General features: G+C 68.9%; 15 protein-coding genes and 1 tRNA gene. 9 read left to right on the top strand and 7 right to left on the bottom strand.

Annotation, left to right across the window (positions count from 1 at the left end):
* Window positions 1-23: 23 nt before the first annotated feature.
* Complete coding sequence (locus BM396_RS24830; protein WP_043385537.1) at window positions 24-1,250, bottom strand: glycerophosphodiester phosphodiesterase family protein; 1,227 nt, start codon at window positions 1,248-1,250, stop codon at window positions 24-26.
* 97 nt (window positions 1,251-1,347) lie between these two features.
* Between BM396_RS24830 and BM396_RS24825 the strand changes: the two genes are divergently transcribed.
* Entirely contained in the window at window positions 1,348-2,262 is a 915-nt protein-coding gene (locus BM396_RS24825; RefSeq protein ID WP_051976168.1) for an aromatic amino acid exporter YddG, read from the top strand.
* On the opposite strand, the gene BM396_RS24820 is transcribed toward BM396_RS24825, so the two are convergent.
* Window positions 2,259-2,687, bottom strand: a complete 429-nt coding sequence (locus BM396_RS24820; RefSeq protein ID WP_078947133.1) for a cupin domain-containing protein — start codon at window positions 2,685-2,687, stop codon at window positions 2,259-2,261. The genes BM396_RS24825 and BM396_RS24820 overlap by 4 nt on opposite strands.
* Before the next feature lie 98 nt (window positions 2,688-2,785).
* Between BM396_RS24820 and BM396_RS24815 the strand changes: the two genes are divergently transcribed.
* A complete protein-coding gene (locus tag BM396_RS24815; protein WP_043347481.1) occupies window positions 2,786-3,409 on the top strand; it encodes a ribonuclease D in 624 nt (207 codons plus the stop codon).
* 164 nt (window positions 3,410-3,573) lie between these two features.
* Here BM396_RS24815 and BM396_RS24810 read toward each other — a convergent pair whose 3' ends face one another.
* Window positions 3,574-4,212 (bottom strand): VOC family protein, encoded by a 639-nt coding sequence (locus BM396_RS24810; RefSeq protein ID WP_043385532.1) that lies wholly within the window; start codon window positions 4,210-4,212, stop codon window positions 3,574-3,576.
* A gap of 218 nt (window positions 4,213-4,430) precedes the next feature.
* On the bottom strand, window positions 4,431-5,840 hold the full coding sequence (gene glnA / locus BM396_RS24805) for a type I glutamate--ammonia ligase (RefSeq protein ID WP_043385529.1): 1,410 nt from the start codon (window positions 5,838-5,840) through the stop codon (window positions 4,431-4,433).
* Window positions 5,841-6,175: 335 nt separating this feature from the next.
* On the opposite strand from glnA, the gene BM396_RS24800 reads away from it, so the two are divergent.
* Window positions 6,176-7,210 (top strand): glutamine synthetase beta-grasp domain-containing protein, encoded by a 1,035-nt coding sequence (locus tag BM396_RS24800; RefSeq protein ID WP_043347488.1) that lies wholly within the window; start codon window positions 6,176-6,178, stop codon window positions 7,208-7,210.
* Between the two features lie 194 nt (window positions 7,211-7,404).
* Here the strand turns inward: BM396_RS24800 and BM396_RS24795 are convergent, their stop codons facing one another.
* Together BM396_RS24795 and BM396_RS24790 are read right to left on the bottom strand one after the other, a co-directional pair.
* Entirely contained in the window at window positions 7,405-7,584 is a 180-nt protein-coding gene (locus BM396_RS24795; protein WP_043347490.1) for a DUF2735 domain-containing protein, read from the bottom strand.
* Window positions 7,585-7,747: 163 nt separating this feature from the next.
* On the bottom strand, window positions 7,748-8,086 hold the full coding sequence (locus tag BM396_RS24790) for a P-II family nitrogen regulator (RefSeq protein ID WP_003600526.1): 339 nt from the start codon (window positions 8,084-8,086) through the stop codon (window positions 7,748-7,750).
* 194 nt (window positions 8,087-8,280) lie between these two features.
* Between BM396_RS24790 and BM396_RS24785 the strand changes: the two genes are divergently transcribed.
* A complete protein-coding gene (locus BM396_RS24785) occupies window positions 8,281-9,780 on the top strand; it encodes a bifunctional ADP-dependent NAD(P)H-hydrate dehydratase/NAD(P)H-hydrate epimerase (RefSeq protein ID WP_043385526.1) in 1,500 nt (499 codons plus the stop codon).
* On the opposite strand, the gene BM396_RS24780 is transcribed toward BM396_RS24785, so the two are convergent.
* Entirely contained in the window at window positions 9,773-11,257 is a 1,485-nt protein-coding gene (locus BM396_RS24780; protein ID WP_043385523.1) for a multicopper oxidase family protein, read from the bottom strand. The two genes, BM396_RS24785 and BM396_RS24780, sit on opposite strands and share 8 nt — an antisense overlap.
* Window positions 11,258-11,405: 148 nt before the next feature.
* Here BM396_RS24780 and BM396_RS24775 point away from each other — a divergent pair.
* From BM396_RS24775 to lon, 5 genes are all read left to right on the top strand, one after another.
* A tRNA-Leu gene (locus BM396_RS24775) sits at window positions 11,406-11,490 on the top strand.
* Between the two features lie 131 nt (window positions 11,491-11,621).
* Window positions 11,622-13,031 carry a trigger factor gene (gene tig, locus BM396_RS24770; RefSeq protein WP_043347496.1) on the top strand — a complete coding sequence of 470 codons (1,410 nt, stop codon included), beginning with the start codon at window positions 11,622-11,624 and terminating at the stop codon, window positions 13,029-13,031.
* Between the two features lie 127 nt (window positions 13,032-13,158).
* Window positions 13,159-13,785, top strand: coding sequence for an ATP-dependent Clp protease proteolytic subunit (locus BM396_RS24765; protein ID WP_012322036.1), 627 nt, complete (start codon window positions 13,159-13,161; stop codon window positions 13,783-13,785).
* Window positions 13,786-13,971: 186 nt separating this feature from the next.
* Window positions 13,972-15,243, top strand: a complete 1,272-nt coding sequence (gene clpX / locus BM396_RS24760; RefSeq protein WP_043385521.1) for an ATP-dependent Clp protease ATP-binding subunit ClpX — start codon at window positions 13,972-13,974, stop codon at window positions 15,241-15,243.
* 248 nt (window positions 15,244-15,491) lie between these two features.
* Window positions 15,492-17,918, top strand: coding sequence for an endopeptidase La (gene lon, locus BM396_RS24755; protein WP_043357208.1), 2,427 nt, complete (start codon window positions 15,492-15,494; stop codon window positions 17,916-17,918).
* The last annotated feature ends 34 nt before the right edge of the window (window positions 17,919-17,952 follow it).

The following is a 17,952-nucleotide window of genomic DNA, read 5'->3' as shown; positions in this document are numbered from 1 at the left end:
GTGGGCCGACTGAGCCGCACCCCTTAGGGCGCGCCGACGCAGTTGGCGTAGAAGGTCGTGGTCGCAGGCCAGTCGGAGAAGACGCCCAGCACGCCCACCTGCCCGTGCAGGACATCGAGCAGCCGCAGGATGTCGCCGTCGCCGGTCACCACCGGCTTGATCGACTGATAATAGTACCCGCCGCCGCCCTTCAGGGGGCCCGAGCGCTCCAGGGACCACGCGATCAGGCCCAGGCCGGCTTTCTTCGCCTCCCGGGCGTAGGTCGAGGGCTCGATCGTCCCGTCAGGCCCCGGCCGCACCAGCATCCAGAGCGGCGGCGCCAGGATCTTCACGCCCTTCTGCGCGAGTTCGGCCATGCCGGGCTGCCACGTGGCGGGCTTCTCCGGGTCGAAGCCCTTCGCGGTCTCGTCGCGGTCGTCGAGGAAGATCGCCTGGCGGCCGAAATCCGGATCCTTCTCCAGCCAGTACAGGATGTCCCGCAGCTGGAAGCTCTGCGGATAGACGTCGGAGGCCGGGATGCCGGCCTGCCGGTACTCGTCGATCAGCTGCTGGGCGTACATGTCCTGGGTGTAGGTGCCGTCGAACGGCATCGGCACCTGGGGGGCCTTCAATTCGGGGGTGAACTTCCGCCCCAGCCCCTTCACCAGCGCGATGTACTCCTTGTGGGACATCAGCGTGCCGGTGCCCGCGTAGAGATCGGTACGCCAGCGCGGGGTCGCGTTCATGTAGGCCGTCACGCTGGTGGCGTCCGGATCGGCGGCGTCCATCTTCCCGTTCAGCGACTTGAACTCGTCCAGCGTCAGGTCGCTGGTGCAGCACTTGGCCGAGGCCTTGCGGCCGGTGGCCGGATCGGCCGGCGTGAAGCCCTGCGTGCATTTCGCCGCGAGCTCGGGCCGGGCCAGGATGTCGGTGGTCGTGTGCAGATCGCACTGGCTGTGACGGCAGACGAGCTGGCGGTCCTTGGTGAAGGCCACGTCGCACTCGATGATCCCGGCGCCCATCCGGTCGGCGGCGAGCACCCCCTCCCGTGTATGCTCCGGAAACATCAGCGGTGCGCCGCGATGCGAGATCGAGAAGGCCCTGGGCGTGTAGGTCCGGTCGATTCCGCAGGCGGCGAGCGTGTCCTTGAGCGGGCCGGGCTTCAGCTGGTCGACGAGGTAGAAGGGCCGCGGCCCGAGCTGGGCGGCCTCGCCGGCGAGGCCGGGTCCCGGCCCCAGGAGCAGCCCCAGCCCGATCATGAACGCACGCATCGCGAACCTCCCGTTTCAGGTCGCCGGTAGAGGGCCACGGTGACAGCGGCGTGACCCCGGTCTCGCCGACTCGGAAGCGGCGTGATAGCGGCACGCCATGACCGCGCCTGCATCGATCTCGACCCTGCGCACGCAGAGCGCAACCGCCACTGTCGCGGGCTTCGGTGCGATCCTGCTGTGGTCGCTGCTCGCCCTGTTCACGGCCGCCTCCGGGACGGTGCCGCCGTTCCAGCTCGCCGCCATGACCTTCCTGATCGGCGGCCTGTGCGGCTGCGCAACCTGGATCGTCCGGCCGAGCCGCGCCCGCGCCCTGATCCAGCCCTGGCCGGTCTGGCTGCTCGGGGTCGGAGGCCTGTTCGGCTACCACGCCCTTTACTTCAGCGCCCTGCGCCTCGCGCCGCCGGCCGAGGCCGGGCTGATCAACTATCTCTGGCCGCTGCTGATCGTCCTGTTCTCGGCCCGCCTGCCGGGCTCGGGCGGGTTGCGCCCAGGCCATCTCATCGGGGCGGTCCTCGGTCTCGCCGGCGTCGCGGCCCTGTTCGCCGGACGGGCCGATCTCACCTTCGCTGCGGGCGCGCTGCCGGGCTACGCGGCCTCCCTGGCGGCGGCCTTCGTCTGGGCCGGATACTCGGTGCTCTCGGCCCGGGTCGGGCAGGTGCCGACCGACGCGGTCGCAGGGTTCTGCCTCGCCACGGCGGCGCTCAGCCTCGCGTGCCATCTGGCCTTCGAGGCGACGGTCTGGCCGGCCGATGCGGTGCAATGGGGCGCCGTACTCCTGCTGGGTCTCGGGCCCGTGGGGGCGGCCTTCTATCTCTGGGATATCGGCTGCAAGCGCGGCGACGTCCGGCTCCTCGGAGTCACGGCCTACGCGGCGCCGGTCCTCTCGACGCTGATCCTGGTGGCGGCGGGCTATGCCAGCCCGAGCCCCGCCCTGGCGGTCGCCTGCCTGCTCATCGTGGCGGGGGCGCTCACGGCGGTGCGGACGTCGCGGACGGCGCCGAAGCGAGGCTAGCGCCGCGGCGTCGGCCGCCAGTCCGGCGGCGCCATCTCGAAGCCGGCGAAGTCGAAGCCCGGCGAGACCGTGCAACCGACGAGCGTCCAGGCGCCCAGGCTGGTGGCGGTCTGCCAGTGGCCGGTCGGCACGACGCATTGCGGGCGCTGCCCCGCGGCGAGATCCGGGCCGAGATGCTGGGCCGTGGCGTCGTGCCCGTTGGGGCTCGTGGTGATCACGAGCGGCGCGCCGGCATGCCAGTGCCAGATCTCGGTGGCGTCGACCCGGTGCCACGCCGAGACCTCGCCGAGATCCAGCAGAAAGTAGATTGCCGTGCCGACCGAGCGCCCCTCCACCGTGCGGGGATCGCGAAAGGTCTCGCGGTAATGGCCGCCCTCGGGATGGGGTTTCAGCCCCAGCGTCGCGATCACCTCGGCTGCCGTCATGATCCGCCTCTCCATCCGCCGGGCCGGCGTCCGGCCGGCCGCTTGCCGGCACTGGACGCCGATGCTACCGGCCGAAAAACCCGTAAGGTCCGAAAAAGATGCCGAGCCCCACCGTACGTCTCCACCGCGGCGACCTGCCCGCCGATTACGATGCGGGCCGGGCGGTGGCCATCGACACAGAGACGCTCGGGCTCAACCCGCATCGGGATCGTCTCTGCGTGGTGCAGCTCTCCACCGGCGACGGGACGGCCGACGTGGTCCAGATCCCGCAAGACGGTCCGGAGCCGGTGATGCTCAAGCGCGTCCTGGCCGATCCGGAAATCCTCAAGATCTTCCACTTCGCGCGGTTCGACGTGGCGGTCCTGTATCGGGCGCTCGGGGTGATGCCAACGCCGGTCTACTGCACCAAGATCGCCTCGAAGCTCGCCCGGACCTATACGGATCGCCACGGCCTGAAGGACGTGGTCCGCGAACTCGTCGGCGTCGACCTGTCGAAGCAGCAGCAATCCTCGGATTGGGGCGCCGAGAATCTGTCGCAGGCCCAGCTCGATTACGCGGCGTCGGACGTGCTCCACCTTCACGCGGCCCGCGACCGGCTCGACGCGATGCTGGCCCGGGAAGGGCGCAGCGATCTCGCGGCCGCCTGTTTCGCTTTCCTGCCGACCCGGGCCCGCCTCGATCTCGACGGCTGGCCCGAGACCGACATCTTCGCGCATACTTGAGGAGGCGGAGGATTCTGCACACTTCCTGTGCGGAGTGAGACTTTCCTGTCACCGCACCGCGATGTGTCGCTGGTAAGTTGTGGTTGCCAGGGCTTCCGGGTCCCGGCCAGTCCCTCCTCGCCGGTCACCCACCCGATCAGGCCGGCGAGGAGGGTCCGTCGTGCTCAGGTCAGCGTCCGCGGGCCGGACGGCGTCGTGATCCGGGCGGTCCAGCGCGGGCCGGGGCCCGCCACGACCCGCGGCGGATCGGCGAGGCCGAGCGCGGCGTGCAGCTCCGTGACGGCGTCGGGATCCGGATGCGTCAGGATGAGCGCCTCCAGACCAGCGCCGAGATCCGGCATCCGCCCCGCCGGATTCCCGCTTTGCCCCCAATCCATGACGCACGGCGCTGCCCCGTCCGCCGGCCACACCCCGCCCGGGGGCACCGCGAAGCGCCAGGACAGGTCGCCGCGGGTCATCGTCGCCGCGGCGCCGAGGAGCGCGCCATGGGCGGCGAGAACGCCGTCGAGATCGTCCGTGCGGGCGACGAAGCCGCGCAGCCGCCGGCCCGAATCCCAGTCGGCCCGCACCCGTGCGGCATCGCCGAGGCCGAACCAGCGCGCCCGCGGCGGGACCGGCGCCTCGGGATCGACAGCGATCACCTCCAGGAACGTGGCGTCGCCGAGACGCATCAGATGGTTGCGGGTGCCCATCTCGCGGTGGCGCCCGCCTTCCGGCATCGTCAGGCCGAGGCAATCCCGGACATGCGCCACGCCTTCCGCGAGATCGGGCGCGACGACGACGAGGTGGTCGAGGGTAAGCATCGGGCGGGCTCCGTGTGACCGCTAGCGCCTGGGCGGCCGGCCGCCTGGGCATTCCCGGGGCCGCGCGGGTCCCGACCCGGCCTTCGTGCTGACGGCGCCGCAACATCAGGAGGGGATGGGTAACGCCGGAACGTCCCCAAGAAAAAGGCCGGGGCCCCGCGAGAGGCCCCGGCCTGGGAGAGATCCGGGCCGGGCATCGTGCCCGGCCCGCAATCCCCTTACAGCGAGTAGTACTGCACGAACTCGATCGGGTGCGGGGTCATCTCGTAGCGCAGCACCTCGGTCATCTTCAGCTCGATGAACGAGTCGATCTGGTCGTCCGAGAACACGCCGCCCTCCTTGAGGAAGGCCCGGTCCTTGTCGAGGTTGGCGAGCGCCTCGCGGAGCGAGCCGCACACGGTCGGGATCTTCTTCAGCTCCCGCGGCGGCAGCTCGTAGAGATCCTTGTCCATGGCCGGACCCGGGTCGATCTTGTTGCGGATGCCGTCGAGGCCGGCCATCAGCAGCGCCGAGAAGGCGAGGTAGGGGTTCGCCATCGGGTCGGGGAAGCGGACCTCCACGCGCTTGGCCTTCGGGCTCTTGGTCCACGGGATGCGGCAGGAGGCCGAGCGGTTGCGCGCCGAGTAGGCGAGCAGCACCGGCGCCTCGTAGCCCGGCACCAGGCGCTTGTACGAGTTGGTCGACGGGTTGGTGAAGGCGTTCAGCGCCTTGGCGTGCTTGATGATGCCGCCGATGTACCAGAGGCACTCCTGGGAGAGGCCGGCATACTTGTCGCCGGCGAAGACCGGCTTGCCGTCCTTCCAGATCGACTGGTGGACGTGCATGCCCGAGCCGTTGTCGCCGTAGACGGGCTTGGGCATGAACGTCGCCGACTTGCCGTAGCTCTGCGCGACGTTGTGGATGCAGTACTTGTAGATCTGCATGTGGTCGGCGAGCAGGGTCAGCGTGTCGAACTTCATGCCGAGCTCGTGCTGGGCCGAGGCCACCTCGTGGTGGTGCTTCTCGACCTTCACGCCCATGGACTGCATGGCCGCGAGCATCTCGCCGCGCATGTCCTGCGCCGAATCCTGCGGCGGGACGGGGAAGTAGCCGCCCTTGGTCTGCACCCGGTGGCCGAGGTTGCCGCCCTCGTAATCGGTGAAGCCGTTGGTCGGTAGCTCGGTGGAGTCGAGCTCGAAGCCGGTGCGGTAGGGGTCGGCGCCGAACTTCACGTCGTCGAACACGAAGAACTCGGCCTCGGGGCCGACATAGATCGTGTCGCCGATGCCGGTCTGCTGCAGGTAGGCCTCGGCGCGCTTGGCGGTGCCGCGCGGGTCGCGGCCGTAGGGCTCGCCGGTGGCCGGCTCCAGCACGTCGCACACGATCGACATGGTCGCGGCCGAGAAGAACGGGTCCAGGGTGGCGGTCACCGGATCCGGCATCAGCAGCATGTCGGACTCGTTGATCGCCTTCCAGCCGGCGATCGAGGAGCCGTCGAACATGGTGCCCTCGTCGAAGATCTCCTCGTCGATGAGCGACACGTCGAACGTGACGTGCTGCCACTTGCCGCGCGGGTCGGTGAACCGGAAGTCCACGTAGCGCACGTCGTTGTCCCGGATCGTCTTCAGCACCTCGGCCGCAGTGGTCATCGTGGGCATCCTCCAGGGATCTCTGAATCGTCTCTCGGGGCGCACCCGCACGCGGTCGCGTGCGCCGGCAAGCGGGGCTTGATATCCGGCGCGGGCGTGCCTTGCCACCCGCCGGGCCCCGGAATCGGCGGCCGGATAGAACGATCGGTCCGCGATTGCGTCCGATCTCGAAACCGTGATCGCGCCATACCGTTTCTAGGGCACCGTTGTGCTCCGGCAATGGCCCTGCTGGCACGATCCATGCAAAGGCGGCCGCAGCCGTCGACGAGGCGGCAAGCCGTTCGCGTCTTCCCGGGTTGCCCAGGTCGCGCATCGATACGGACGAGAGAACCGGAATGACCAAATATAAGCTCGAGTACATATGGCTCGACGGGTACACGCCGACCCCGAACCTCCGCGGTAAGACGCAGATCAAGGAATTCGACAGCTTCCCGACCCTCGAGCAGCTCCCGATGTGGGGCTTCGACGGCTCGTCCACCAAGCAGGCCGAGGGCGGTAGCTCCGACTGCATGCTGAAGCCCGTGCGCCACTTCCCCGACCCGGCCCGCAAGAACGGCGTGCTGGTGATGTGCGAAGTGATGATGCCGGACGGCGTGACCCCGCACGAATCCAACAAGCGCGCCACCATCCTGGACGATGCCGGCGCCTGGTTCGGCTTCGAGCAGGAGTACTTCCTGTACAAGGACGGCCGCCCGCTCGGCTTCCCGGCCTCCGGCTACCCGGCGCCGCAGGGCCCGTACTACACCGGCGTCGGCTACTCGAACGTCGGCGACGTCGCCCGCAAGATCGTCGAGGAGCACCTCGACCTCTGCCTCGATGCCGGCATCAACCACGAGGGCATCAACGCCGAGGTGGCCAAGGGCCAGTGGGAATTCCAGATCTTCGGCAAGGGCTCCAAGAAGGCCGCCGACGAGATGTGGATGGCCCGCTACCTCCTGCAGCGCCTCTGCGAGAAGTACGGCATCGACGTCGAGTACCATTGCAAGCCGCTCGGCGACACCGACTGGAACGGGTCGGGCATGCACTGCAACTTCTCGACCGCGTTCATGCGCGAGCACGGCGGCAAGGCGTATTTCGAGAAGCTCATGGAGGCGTTCAAGAACGCCCGCGAGGAGCACATCGCCGTCTACGGTCCGGACAACCACATGCGCCTGACCGGCAAGCACGAGACCGCCTCGATCCACGAGTTCTCGTACGGCGTGGCCGATCGCGGCGCCTCGATCCGCGTGCCGCATTCCTTCGTGAACAACGGCTACAAGGGCTACCTCGAGGATCGCCGTCCGAACTCCCAGGGCGACCCCTACCAGATCGCCTCGCAGGTGCTGAAGACGATCGCTTCCGTGCCGGCCGAGGCCGCTGCAGCCGCGTAAGACGCGTCGGAAGCGTCAGCTTCCCACAGAACGAACGAAGCCGGGCCCTCGGGTCCGGCTTCGCCGTTTCCGGATCGGGTGGGCCGGTCCGTGACCCGTGCCGGTGCTCCAGGATAGCGAGCTCCGCTCGGCGGCCCTGTAACGTATGGGTATCGCGGGGTGCGTGGACGGGCGGAACGCCCGAGTTTCGGGTCTCAGGATCGGCGCGGGCGCTCGTCGTCGCGGATCGCCGCCTCGTGGTACCACGCGCCGCCGCCGAGGCTCGGCACGGGTGCGGGTTTCGCGTCCGGAGCGGCCCGCGCGGTCAGGCGCGAGCGCCGGAACGCGGACAGATCGTAGATCTTGGCGCTCTCGCGCGGGTCCGTCGCGGCCATCGCACATCCTCCTGCATCGGGTTCAAGCGGCCGATCAGGCCAGCCGTTCCCGATGATGTGGGGTGTGGAAGGCGGCGCTCCAGTGCGGAGCGCGCCGATGCCGGACATTCGCGCAGTGCGAAATCTTAGGCAGAGAAGCGTTGCGGGAGCGGGACGGCCCGCGTCAGATCGCGTCCGTTCCGGTCTCGCCGGTGCGGATGCGGATCGCTTCCTCGATGGTCGAGACGAAGATCTTGCCGTCGCCGATGCGGCCGGTCTGGGCCGACTTGCGGATCGCCTCGACGGCGCCCTCCACAAGGGCGTCGGACAGAACGATCTCCAGCTTCACCTTGGGCAGGAAGTCGACCACGTATTCGGCGCCCCGGTAGAGCTCCGTATGGCCCTTCTGACGGCCGAAACCCTTCGCCTCGATGACGGTGATGCCCTGGAGACCGACCTCCTGGAGCGCCTCCTTCACTTCGTCGAGCTTGAAAGGCTTGATGATCGCTTCGATCTTCTTCATGCCGCTCGGGCCTGCGCTGCGGTGCCGGGCATTTCTAACATCCTCGTGACGCCTCCGCCATGCCGTTTTCGCGGCGTGCCCAACCATAGTGCCTATTTCATGTGCGATCCACGCACATCCTTCAGGCGCTTCTCCGGTTTTTGGCGCGTTTTTAGTCAGGGCTGATCGGTGCACGGGCAGAGGGGAGGGCGGACATGCGGTTGTTGACGGTCGCGGCGATGAGGCGGGTCGATGCGGCAGCCATCGACGGCGGCGTGCCGGGCCTCCGGCTGATGGAGGCTGCCGGCGCCGCGGTCGCCGCCCGCGCCCGGGCTCGCCTGCCGGCGGGCGGAAAGACGGTCGTCCTGTGCGGACCCGGCAACAACGGAGGCGACGGCTTCGTGGCCGCGCGCCTGCTGGCGGAGGCCGGCTACGGCGTCGACCTCGTCCTTCTCGGTGAGCGTGCGGCGCTGAAAGGGGACGCCGCCCTGGCCGCCCAGGCCTGGACGGGACCGGTGCGTCAGGTCGACGGCAGCCCGCTGCCGTCCTGCGACCTCGTGATCGACGCCCTGTTCGGGGCCGGTCTGTCGCGCGATCTCGACGGCGCCGCCCGCGCGCTCGTCGAGGCGGTGAACGCCGCCGGGGTCCCGGTGCTCGCGGTCGACGTGCCGACCGGGATCGACGGCAATACCGGTGCGGTGCGAGGTGTCGCGATCCGGGCGGTGGAGACCGTGACCTTCGTGGCGTTCAAGCCCGGACACCTGCTCCAACCCGGACGCAGCCTCTGCGGGCAACTCAGCCTCGCGGATATCGGGACCGGACCGGAGGCGCTCGCGGTCGGTCTGGCCGTCGGCCCGCCGCTCCATCGGAACGGGCCCGACCTGTGGGCCGGAGCCTTCCCGCGGCTCAGCGGATTGAGCCACAAATACACCCGCGGCCACGCCCTCGTGCTGTCCGGGCCGGCCACGAAGACCGGGGCCGCCCGGCTGGCCGCCCGCGGTGCCCTGCGGGTCGGCGCCGGGCTCGTGACCGTCGCGTCGCCGCCCGCGGCGCTCGCTGAGAACGCCGCGCATCTCACGGCGATCATGCTGCGGCCTTGCGAGAGTGCCGATGACCTCGACGACCTGCTCACCGACGAGCGGCTGAATGTGGTTCTGGCCGGTCCGGGACTCGGGACCGGCGAGCCCACCCGGGAACGCGTCGCCGTGGCGGCGGCGGCCGGGCGCGGCCTCGTTCTCGATGCCGACGCGCTGACGAGCTTCGCCGGGCAGGCGCGCCTTCTCGCCGCCCATTTGGCGGATGGCGATGCCCGGGCCGTCCTGACCCCCCATGCCGGCGAGTTCGCGCGGCTCTTCGACGGTACGGCGGCGGCAGGCGCCGCCGACAAGGTCGCGCGGACCCGCGCGGCGGCGGAACTCACCGGCGCCGTCGTGGTCCTCAAGGGCGCCGATACCGTCGTCGCCGCCCCGGACGGCCGCGCGGCGATCAACGACCACGGCAGCCCCTATCTCGGCACTGCGGGCTCCGGGGATGTGCTGGGTGGCCTGATCGCCGGCCTGATGGCCCAGGGCATGGACCCCTTCGAGGCCGCCGCCGCCGGGGTGTGGCTCCACGGCGATGCCGGCCTGCGCCACGGTCCCGGCCTGATCGCCGAGGACATCCCGGAGCTGATGCCGGCGGTGCTCCGGGACCTCGTCGAATCCGCGCTCAGGTGACTTCGAAGACGGTCCACAGGCCGGTGTCGAACCGCTCCAGCACCGTGGCGCTGATCAGCCAGCGCCCCGGATTGTCGGCCAGGAAGCCGATCCGTGCGGTCCTGCCCTCCAGGAGCTGGAACGTGTCCAGCCAGTAGGGCTCCCAGCCATCGTCGAGGGGGTGGAGCAGCCGGAAGCAATGGCCGTGCAGGTGCAGGGCCTGGGGAAAGGCGGTATCGTTGCGCAGGGCCAGCACCACGACCTGGCCGCGCTTCACCGAGAAGATCGGCTGGAGGCCCGTGGTGCCGCTCACACCGTTCACCGACCAGATCTTCTGCGGATCGCCCGTATAGACGGCGTCGGGCGCCGGACCGTCCTTGGCGCCTCCCTTGTCCTTCGGCACGAAGGCGCCGCCGGTGATCACGACGTCGCGGCGCAGGGCGTTCTGGAGCTTGACCTCGGCCGGCAGGCGCTTGTTCTCGCCGATCGGCCCGATCGGCGGCCGCTTCTCGGTGATCTTGGCGCCCTTCGTGGTGACGCTGGCCAGGATGAGGCCCTTGCCGATCAGCGCGTGGATCGCGCAGGTGGCGCCTTCCTCCTCCGGCAGGTCGACGAGCAGGTCGTAGCGGGTTCCCGGCGGGAAGGGCAGGGTGGCCCGGAGCGGCTCGAACGTGTCGGTGGGCTGCCCGTCGACCGCCGCCACATAGACCTTGACGCCTTCGAACTTGATGCGCGTCGCCCGGGCGTTGCAGGCATTGCCGAGGCGCAGGCGGACCCGGGCCCCGGGGCGGGCCTCGAAGATGCCCGGCACCGGCTTGCCGTTGACCGTGACGAGGTTGCCGAGGCGCCCGTGTGCGGCGGCGAGCGGAACCTGCCCGAAGGGCATGAGCGTACCGTCATCCTCGAGCCGCCAATCCTGCAGGACGACGCTGACATCGGCATCCACGGCGGGCGGATTTACCTCCTCGACGACCAGCATGCCCGCGAGCCCGCGCCCCGACGGTTCGCTCGACCCCCCGACGACCAACGGCCGGATCAGGTAGGAGCCGGCATCCGGCGGCGTGAACGCGTAGAGGAAGTCGCCGCCCGGCGGGATCGGCGCCTGGGTCACCCCGCCGACGCCGTCCATGGCGTTGACGTTGCGCACTCCGTGCCAGTGCAACGCGAGCGGCTTGTCGGTCCCGTTCTCGACCTTCAGCCGCACCGGCTGGCCGAGCTTGACCCGGACGACGGGCGGCAGGGCCTTGCCGTCGAAGCACCAGACCGGCGTTTCGGGCGCGGGCTCCGGCCGGAACCGAGCCCGGCTGGGGGCCGCCGGCAGGGCGGCCGGTTCCGGTTGCACCGGAGACGCCGCCCCGTTGCCGGGGGGCAGGCTCGGCGCCTGGGCCCGCGCCGCGTCCGGCACCAGCCCGAAGGCGGCGGCGGTGGCGAGGAGGCTCCGGCGCGACGGCGAGCCGGCGCGCGAATCGGTCGGCGGCACGGGGCGGGATGGCGGCATGGGATCTCGGCTGCGGCTCGCGACGGGTTCGCTCCATAGCGGCGTGTCGGCTCCCGCGCCACAGGGGTAAGTTTTTTGCTGCGGGCCGGCCGGCCCATGCTATAGGGCGCGCTTCCGGCGGCCGGCGATGCGCCGGATGTCGGCGCGCGCGGGCGTGGCGGAACTGGTAGACGCGCTGGATTTAGGTTCCAGTGTCGCAAGACGTGGGGGTTCGAGCCCCTCCGCCCGCACCAGGACGTCTGCTGCGGTAGCGGTCCCCTCGGGACCCTCCGTCCCGTACCCGACATCTCGGCATCCCGGTCCGCGCGAGCACGACGCCGGCCCGCCCGGCGAACCCAGGTTTCTTTGAAGAGCGACGACGACGATGCAGGTGACCGAGATCAACGCCCAGGGGCTGAAGCGCGAGTTTCAGGTTCTGCTGGCCGCCCAGGAACTCGAGGAGCGCCTGACCAACGAGCTGTCCGGCATGAAGGACAAGGTGCAGCTCAAGGGCTTCCGCCCCGGCAAGGTGCCGGTCGCGCATCTGCGCAAGGTCTACGGCCGCTCCGTGATGGCCGAGGTGGTGCAGAACGCCGTCAACGAGGCCAATCGCCAGATCGTCGCCGACAACGGCCTCAAGCTCGCCCTGGAGCCGCAGGTCGAGTTCCCGAGCGATCAGGCCGAGGTCGAGAAGGCGCTGGACGCCAAGGGTGACCTCGCCTTCAAGGTCGCCCTCGAGGTGATGCCGAGCTTCGAACTCGCCGACCTCTCCGACGTCAGCCTGACCAAGCGCGTCGCCAAGCCTTCCGACGCGGAGGTGGACGAGGCCCTGGAGCGCATGGCCGGCCAGGGCCGCCCGTTCGCCGAGCGCGACGAGGGCGCGGAGGCCCAGAGCGGCGACCGCGTCACCATCGACTTCGTCGGCCGCATCGACGGCGAGGAGTTCCAGGGCGGCAAGGGCGAGGGCATCGATCTGGAGCTCGGCTCCGGCTCGTTCATCCCGGGCTTCGAGGACCAGCTCGTCGGCGCCAAGGTCGGCGACAAGCCGCTCGTGAAGGTCACCTTCCCCGAATCCTACGGGGCCGAGCACCTCGCCGGCAAGGACGCCGAGTTCGACGTGACGGTCACGAAGATCCAGGCGCCGGGCGAGGCCAAGGTGGACGACGAGTTCGCCAAGTCCATGGGCATGGAGTCGCTGGAGAAGCTCCGCGAGGCCGTGTCGGAGGCGATCGGCCGCGACTTCGAAGCCGCCACGCGCCGCCGCCTCAAGAAGGACCTCCTCGACGCCCTGGACGGCAAGTACGCCTTCGAGCTGCCTCCGTCCCTGGTGGCGCAGGAATTCGCCGCGGTGTGGGCCCAGGTCGAGCAGGACCTCAAGACGCGCGGCAAGACCTTCGAGGATGAGGACACCACCGAGGAGAAGGCCCAGGCCGAGTACCGGAAGATCGCGGAACGGCGCGTCCGTCTCGGTCTCGTGCTTGCGCAGGTCGGCGAGAGCGCCGATATCAAGGTCTCGGATGAGGAGGTGAACCAGGCCCTCATCGCCCGGGTCCGGCAGTTCCCGGGCCAGGAGCAGCAGGTCTGGGACTTCTACCGGAAGAATGCGCAGGCGCTCGCGGAACTCCGCGCGCCCCTGTTCGAGGAGAAGGTCGTTGACCACGTCCTCGGGCAGGTCAAACTCGTCGAGGAGCCTGTCTCGAAAGAGGCGCTTTTCGCAGACGAAGATGACGACGACACGACCGGCGAGAAGCCGGCAGACAAGGCCGAGGCCAAGACCGAGGCAAAGGCCGACTGAGTCCCGCCCTGTCCGAGCGACGGCGGGCAAGGGTTAGGCGATGGTTAAGCATCGCCGGTGTTCGCTGACATGCCCGGGGCTGCCCTGATTCGCGGCAGCCCCGGGCCTCACTCCTGGGCAGGACGAGATGAGAGATCCGATCGACGTCTACAACAATGCGCTCGTGCCGATGGTCGTCGAGCAATCGAGCCGCGGCGAGCGCGCCTTCGACATCTACTCCCGCCTGCTGCGCGAGCGCATCATCTTCCTCACCGGCCCCGTGGAGGATTACGGCGCGTCGCTGATCGTGGCGCAGCTGCTGTTCCTCGAGGCGGAGAACCCGAAGAAGGAAATTTCCTTCTACATCAACTCCCCCGGCGGCGTGGTCACCTCGGGCCTGTCGATCTACGACACGATGCAGTTCATCCGCTGCCCGGTGACGACGCTGTGCGTCGGCCAGGCCGCCTCCATGGGATCGCTGCTGCTCACCGCCGGCGAGCCCGGCCATCGCTTCGCGCTGCCGAACGCCCGGATCATGGTCCACCAGCCGTCGGGCGGCTTCCAGGGCCAGGCGACCGACATCCTGATCCATGCCCGCGAGATCGAGGCGCTGAAGCGGCGCCTGAACGAGATCTACGTGAAGCACACGGGTCGCGACTACGATACGATCCACACCGCCCTTGAGCGCGACAATTTCATGACCGCGGACGCGGCCAAGGAGTTCGGGCTCATCGACGAGGTGATTGAGAAGCGCCCCGAGCCGGCAGCCGCCTGATCGGATCCGCGACGCCTGACCGCCGCGGCGCGGCCTTGATCCCGCCGCGGCAGCGTGTTTGCATCCGAGATCGGGCCCTTCGGTCAAAGGCGCGCAGCACACTGTTTCTTTAAACGGGCCCCCTACATTCAAACGATGCGCGTCCGCCCCCTTGCCGGCTGCGGACGCGAGGAATCGGAGACCGATATGAGCAAGACTGGCGGCAACGACTCGAAGAGCACGCTGTATTGCTCGTTCTGCGGCAAGAGCCAGCACGAGGTCCGCAAGCTGATCGCTGGCCCGACCGTGTTCATCTGCGACGAGTGCGTCGAGCTGTGCATGGACATCATCCGCGAGGAGTCGAAATCCTCGCTGGTGAAGAGCCGCGACGGGGTGCCGACCCCGAAGGAGATCCGCCGCGTCCTCGACGACTACGTCATCGGCCAGGACTTCGCCAAGAAGGTCCTCTCGGTCGCCGTGCACAACCACTACAAGCGGCTCGCGCACGCGACGAAGCACAACGACGTCGAGCTGGCCAAGTCCAACATCATGCTGATCGGGCCGACGGGCTCGGGCAAGACCCTGCTCGCGCAGACGCTCGCCCGCATCCTCGACGTGCCGTTCACCATGGCGGATGCCACGACCCTCACCGAGGCCGGCTACGTCGGTGAGGACGTCGAGAACATCATCCTCAAGCTGCTCCAGGCCTCGGACTACAACGTCGAGCGGGCGCAGCGCGGCATCGTCTACATCGACGAGATCGACAAGATCTCCCGCAAGTCCGACAACCCGTCGATCACCCGCGACGTGTCGGGCGAGGGCGTGCAGCAGGCGCTCCTGAAGATCATGGAGGGCACGGTCGCCTCCGTTCCGCCCCAGGGCGGCCGGAAGCACCCGCAGCAGGAATTCCTGCAGGTCGACACGACCAACATCCTGTTCATCTGCGGCGGCGCCTTCGCGGGGCTGGAGCGGATCATCTCCCAGCGCGGCAAGGGCACCTCGATCGGCTTCGGCGCGACCGTGCAGGCCCCGGACGACCGCCGCACCGGCGAGATCTTCCGCTCGGTCGAGCCGGAGGACCTCCTGAAGTTCGGCCTCATCCCCGAGTTCGTCGGCCGCCTGCCGGTCCTGGCGACGCTGGAGGATCTCGACGAGGCCGCGCTGAAGAAGATCCTGCAGGAGCCGAAGAACGCCCTGGTCAAGCAGTACCAGCGGCTGTTCGAGATGGAGAACGTCGATCTGACGTTCCAGGACGACGCGCTGTCGCTCGTCGCCCGCAAGGCGATCGAGCGCAAGACCGGCGCCCGCGGCCTGCGCTCCATCCTGGAGACGATCCTGCTCGACACGATGTACGACCTGCCGGGCCTCGAGTCCGTGGAGCAGGTTGTGATCGGTCCGGAGGTGGTCGAGGGCAAGTCGCGTCCCCTCTACATCCACGGCGACCGCAACAAGGAAGCGCCCGCCAGCGTCAGCGCGTAAGCGATTGGTAGGGTTGCGTTAAGCGCCCGGCTCCGGCCGGGCGCGCTGCGGGGAACATCTTGAAAACGCTGCGCCCCGCAGCCACCTCAGGCTCAGCGCGGTGGCCGCACGCTCCTTCGAGGTCCGGTCCGCGTCACCAGCCGCAAAGTTTTCGAAATTCCGACCCTCGCGGCCCGGTCGGCCCCTGGCTGTAGGCGCGCTCCATGCTTGGAGGTGCCGAACCCGGGCGTCCCTGAGAGGAAGTCAGCATGTCACAGTCGAAATCGCGCCAGCCGGTGGTCCCGGGCACGACGGGCACCTACGCCGTCCTCCCCCTGCGCGACATCGTCGTCTTCCCGCACATGATCGTGCCCCTGTTCGTGGGGCGCGAGAAGTCGATCCGCGCCCTTGAGGAAGCGGTCCGCACCGACCGCCACATCCTGCTCGCCACCCAGATCAACGCGGGCGACGACGATCCGGCCACCGATGCGATCTACAAGATCGGCACCCTTGCCTCCGTCCTCCAGCTCCTGAAGCTGCCCGACGGCACCGTGAAGGTGCTGGTGGAAGGCGTCGGCCGCGCCAAGGTCACGGGCTTCACCCGCTCGGACGAGTACTACGAGGCCACCGCCGAGGCCCTGCACGACGAGCTCGGCGACCGCGTCGAGGCCGAGGCGCTCGCGCGCTCGGTGCTCTCGGAGTTCGAGAACTACGTCAAGCTGAACAAGAAGATCTCGCCCGAGGTCGTCTCCGCCGTGACCCAGATCGACGAGCCGTCCAAGCTCGCCGACACGATCGGCTCGCATCTGCTCGTCAAGATTTCCGACAAGCAGGGCATCCTGGAGACCCCCACGGTGGCGCAGCGCCTCGAGCGCGTGCTGTCGCTCATGGAGAGCGAGATCTCCGTGCTGCAGGTGGAGAAGCGCATCCGGACCCGCGTCAAGCGGCAGATGGAGAAGACCCAGCGCGAGTACTACCTGAACGAGCAGATGAAGGCGATCCAGAAGGAGCTGGGCGACTCCGAGGATGGCCGCGACGAGCTGGCCGAGCTGGAAGAGAAGATCGAGAAGACCAAGCTCTCCAAGGAGGCCCGCGACAAGGCGACGGCGGAGCTGAAGAAGCTGCGCCAGATGTCGCCGATGTCGGCCGAGGCGACCGTCGTGCGCAACTACCTCGACTGGATGCTCGGCATCCCGTGGGGCAAGCGCTCGAAGATCAAGAAGGATCTGCTCGGCGCCCAGGCGCTGCTCGACGAGGACCATTTCGGCCTCGACAAGGTCAAGGAGCGGATCGTCGAGTACCTCGCCGTGCAGCAGCGGGCGAACAAGCTTACCGGTCCGATCCTGTGCCTCGTCGGTCCCCCCGGCGTCGGCAAGACCTCACTAGGCAAGTCCATCGCCAAGGCGACGGGTCGCGAGTTCGTGCGCATGTCGCTCGGCGGCGTCCGTGACGAGGCCGAGATCCGCGGTCACCGCCGGACCTATATCGGCTCGATGCCCGGCAAGATCGTGCAGTCGATGCGCAAGGCCAAGACCTCGAACCCGCTCATCCTGCTCGACGAGATCGACAAGATGGGCATGGACTTCCGCGGCGATCCGTCGGCGGCGCTCCTCGAGGTGCTCGACCCTGAGCAGAACAGCACCTTCAACGACCACTACCTGGAGGTGGATTACGACCTCTCGAACGTGATGTTCGTGACCACGGCCAACACCCTCAACATCCCGGGCCCGCTCATGGACCGGATGGAGGTGATCCGCATTGCCGGATACACCGAGGAGGAGAAGGTCGAGATCGCGCGCAAGCACCTGATCCCGAACGCCCTGAAGAAGCACGGGCTGGGGACGCACGAGTGGTCGATCGACGATGACGGGCTGATGATGCTGGTCCGCCGCTACACGCGGGAGGCCGGCGTCCGGAACCTGGAGCGCGAGCTGTCTAACCTGATCCGCAAGGCGGTGAAGGAGATCCTGATCACCAAGACCAAGTCGGTCGCGGTGACGACGGAGACCCTTCCGGTCTTCCTCGGCCCGCCGAAGTTCCGCTACGGCGAGATCGACGCGGACGATCAGGTGGGTGTGGTCACGGGTCTGGCCTGGACCGAGGTCGGCGGCGAGTTGCTGACGATCGAGGGCGTCATGATGCCCGGCAAGGGCAAGATGACGGTCACCGGCAATCTGAAGGACGTGATGAAGGAGTCGATCTCGGCGGCGGCGAGCTACGTCCGCTCCCGGGCGATCGACTTCGGGATCGAGCCGCCGCTCTTTGAGCGTCGCGACATCCACGTCCACGTTCCGGAGGGGGCGACCCCGAAGGACGGTCCGTCGGCCGGCATCGCCATGGCCACCGCGATCATCTCGACGCTGACCGGGATCCCGGTCCGCCGTGACGTCGCGATGACCGGCGAGGTGACGCTCCGCGGTCGGGTCCTGCCGATCGGCGGCTTGAAGGAGAAGCTGCTCGCCGCGCTGCGCGGCGGCATCAAGACGGTGCTGATCCCCGAGGAGAACGCCAAGGACATCGCCGAGGTGCCCGACAGCGTGAAGAACGGGCTGGAGATCGTCCCGGTCTCGCGGATGGATCAGGTTCTGGAGAAGGCGCTGGTCCGTCAGCCCGAGGCGATCGAGTGGGAAGAGCCGCTGCCGGTGGCCAAGCCTGCCCGGACCGAGGAAGACGGCGCCGCCTTCGTGGCCCACTGACGAAGACGTCCGAATGAGACGAGCCCCCGGAGCT

The organism is Methylobacterium sp. UNCCL125, from assembly GCF_900116795.1.
GTDB lineage: Bacteria > Pseudomonadota > Alphaproteobacteria > Rhizobiales > Beijerinckiaceae > Methylobacterium > Methylobacterium fujisawaense.
Note: the sequence above shows the minus strand (reverse complement) of the source record. Positions and strands in the feature narration are given on the sequence as shown.

Bases quoted from the DNA above. Each gene is read 5' to 3' on its own strand.
- clpX (WP_043385521.1), top strand. From the start codon at position 13,972: ATGAGCAAGACTGGCGGCAACGACTCGAAGAGCACGCTGTATTGCTCG.
- BM396_RS24830 (WP_043385537.1), bottom strand. From the start codon at position 1,250: ATGCGTGCGTTCATGATCGGGCTGGGGCTGCTCCTGGGGCCGGGACCC.
- BM396_RS24800 (WP_043347488.1), top strand. From the start codon at position 6,176: ATGACCAAATATAAGCTCGAGTACATATGGCTCGACGGGTACACGCCG.
- BM396_RS24815 (WP_043347481.1), top strand. From the start codon at position 2,786: ATGCCGAGCCCCACCGTACGTCTCCACCGCGGCGACCTGCCCGCCGAT.
- BM396_RS24820 (WP_078947133.1), bottom strand. From the start codon at position 2,687: ATGACGGCAGCCGAGGTGATCGCGACGCTGGGGCTGAAACCCCATCCC.
- BM396_RS24825 (WP_051976168.1), top strand. From the start codon at position 1,348: ATGACCGCGCCTGCATCGATCTCGACCCTGCGCACGCAGAGCGCAACC.
- BM396_RS24765 (WP_012322036.1), top strand. From the start codon at position 13,159: ATGAGAGATCCGATCGACGTCTACAACAATGCGCTCGTGCCGATGGTC.
- lon (WP_043357208.1), top strand. From the start codon at position 15,492: ATGTCACAGTCGAAATCGCGCCAGCCGGTGGTCCCGGGCACGACGGGC.
- BM396_RS24785 (WP_043385526.1), top strand. From the start codon at position 8,281: ATGCGGTTGTTGACGGTCGCGGCGATGAGGCGGGTCGATGCGGCAGCC.
- glnA (WP_043385529.1), bottom strand. From the start codon at position 5,840: ATGACCACTGCGGCCGAGGTGCTGAAGACGATCCGGGACAACGACGTG.
- BM396_RS24810 (WP_043385532.1), bottom strand. From the start codon at position 4,212: ATGCTTACCCTCGACCACCTCGTCGTCGTCGCGCCCGATCTCGCGGAA.
- BM396_RS24790 (WP_003600526.1), bottom strand. From the start codon at position 8,086: ATGAAGAAGATCGAAGCGATCATCAAGCCTTTCAAGCTCGACGAAGTG.
- tig (WP_043347496.1), top strand. From the start codon at position 11,622: ATGCAGGTGACCGAGATCAACGCCCAGGGGCTGAAGCGCGAGTTTCAG.
- BM396_RS24795 (WP_043347490.1), bottom strand. From the start codon at position 7,584: ATGGCCGCGACGGACCCGCGCGAGAGCGCCAAGATCTACGATCTGTCC.
- BM396_RS24780 (WP_043385523.1), bottom strand. From the start codon at position 11,257: ATGCCGCCATCCCGCCCCGTGCCGCCGACCGATTCGCGCGCCGGCTCG.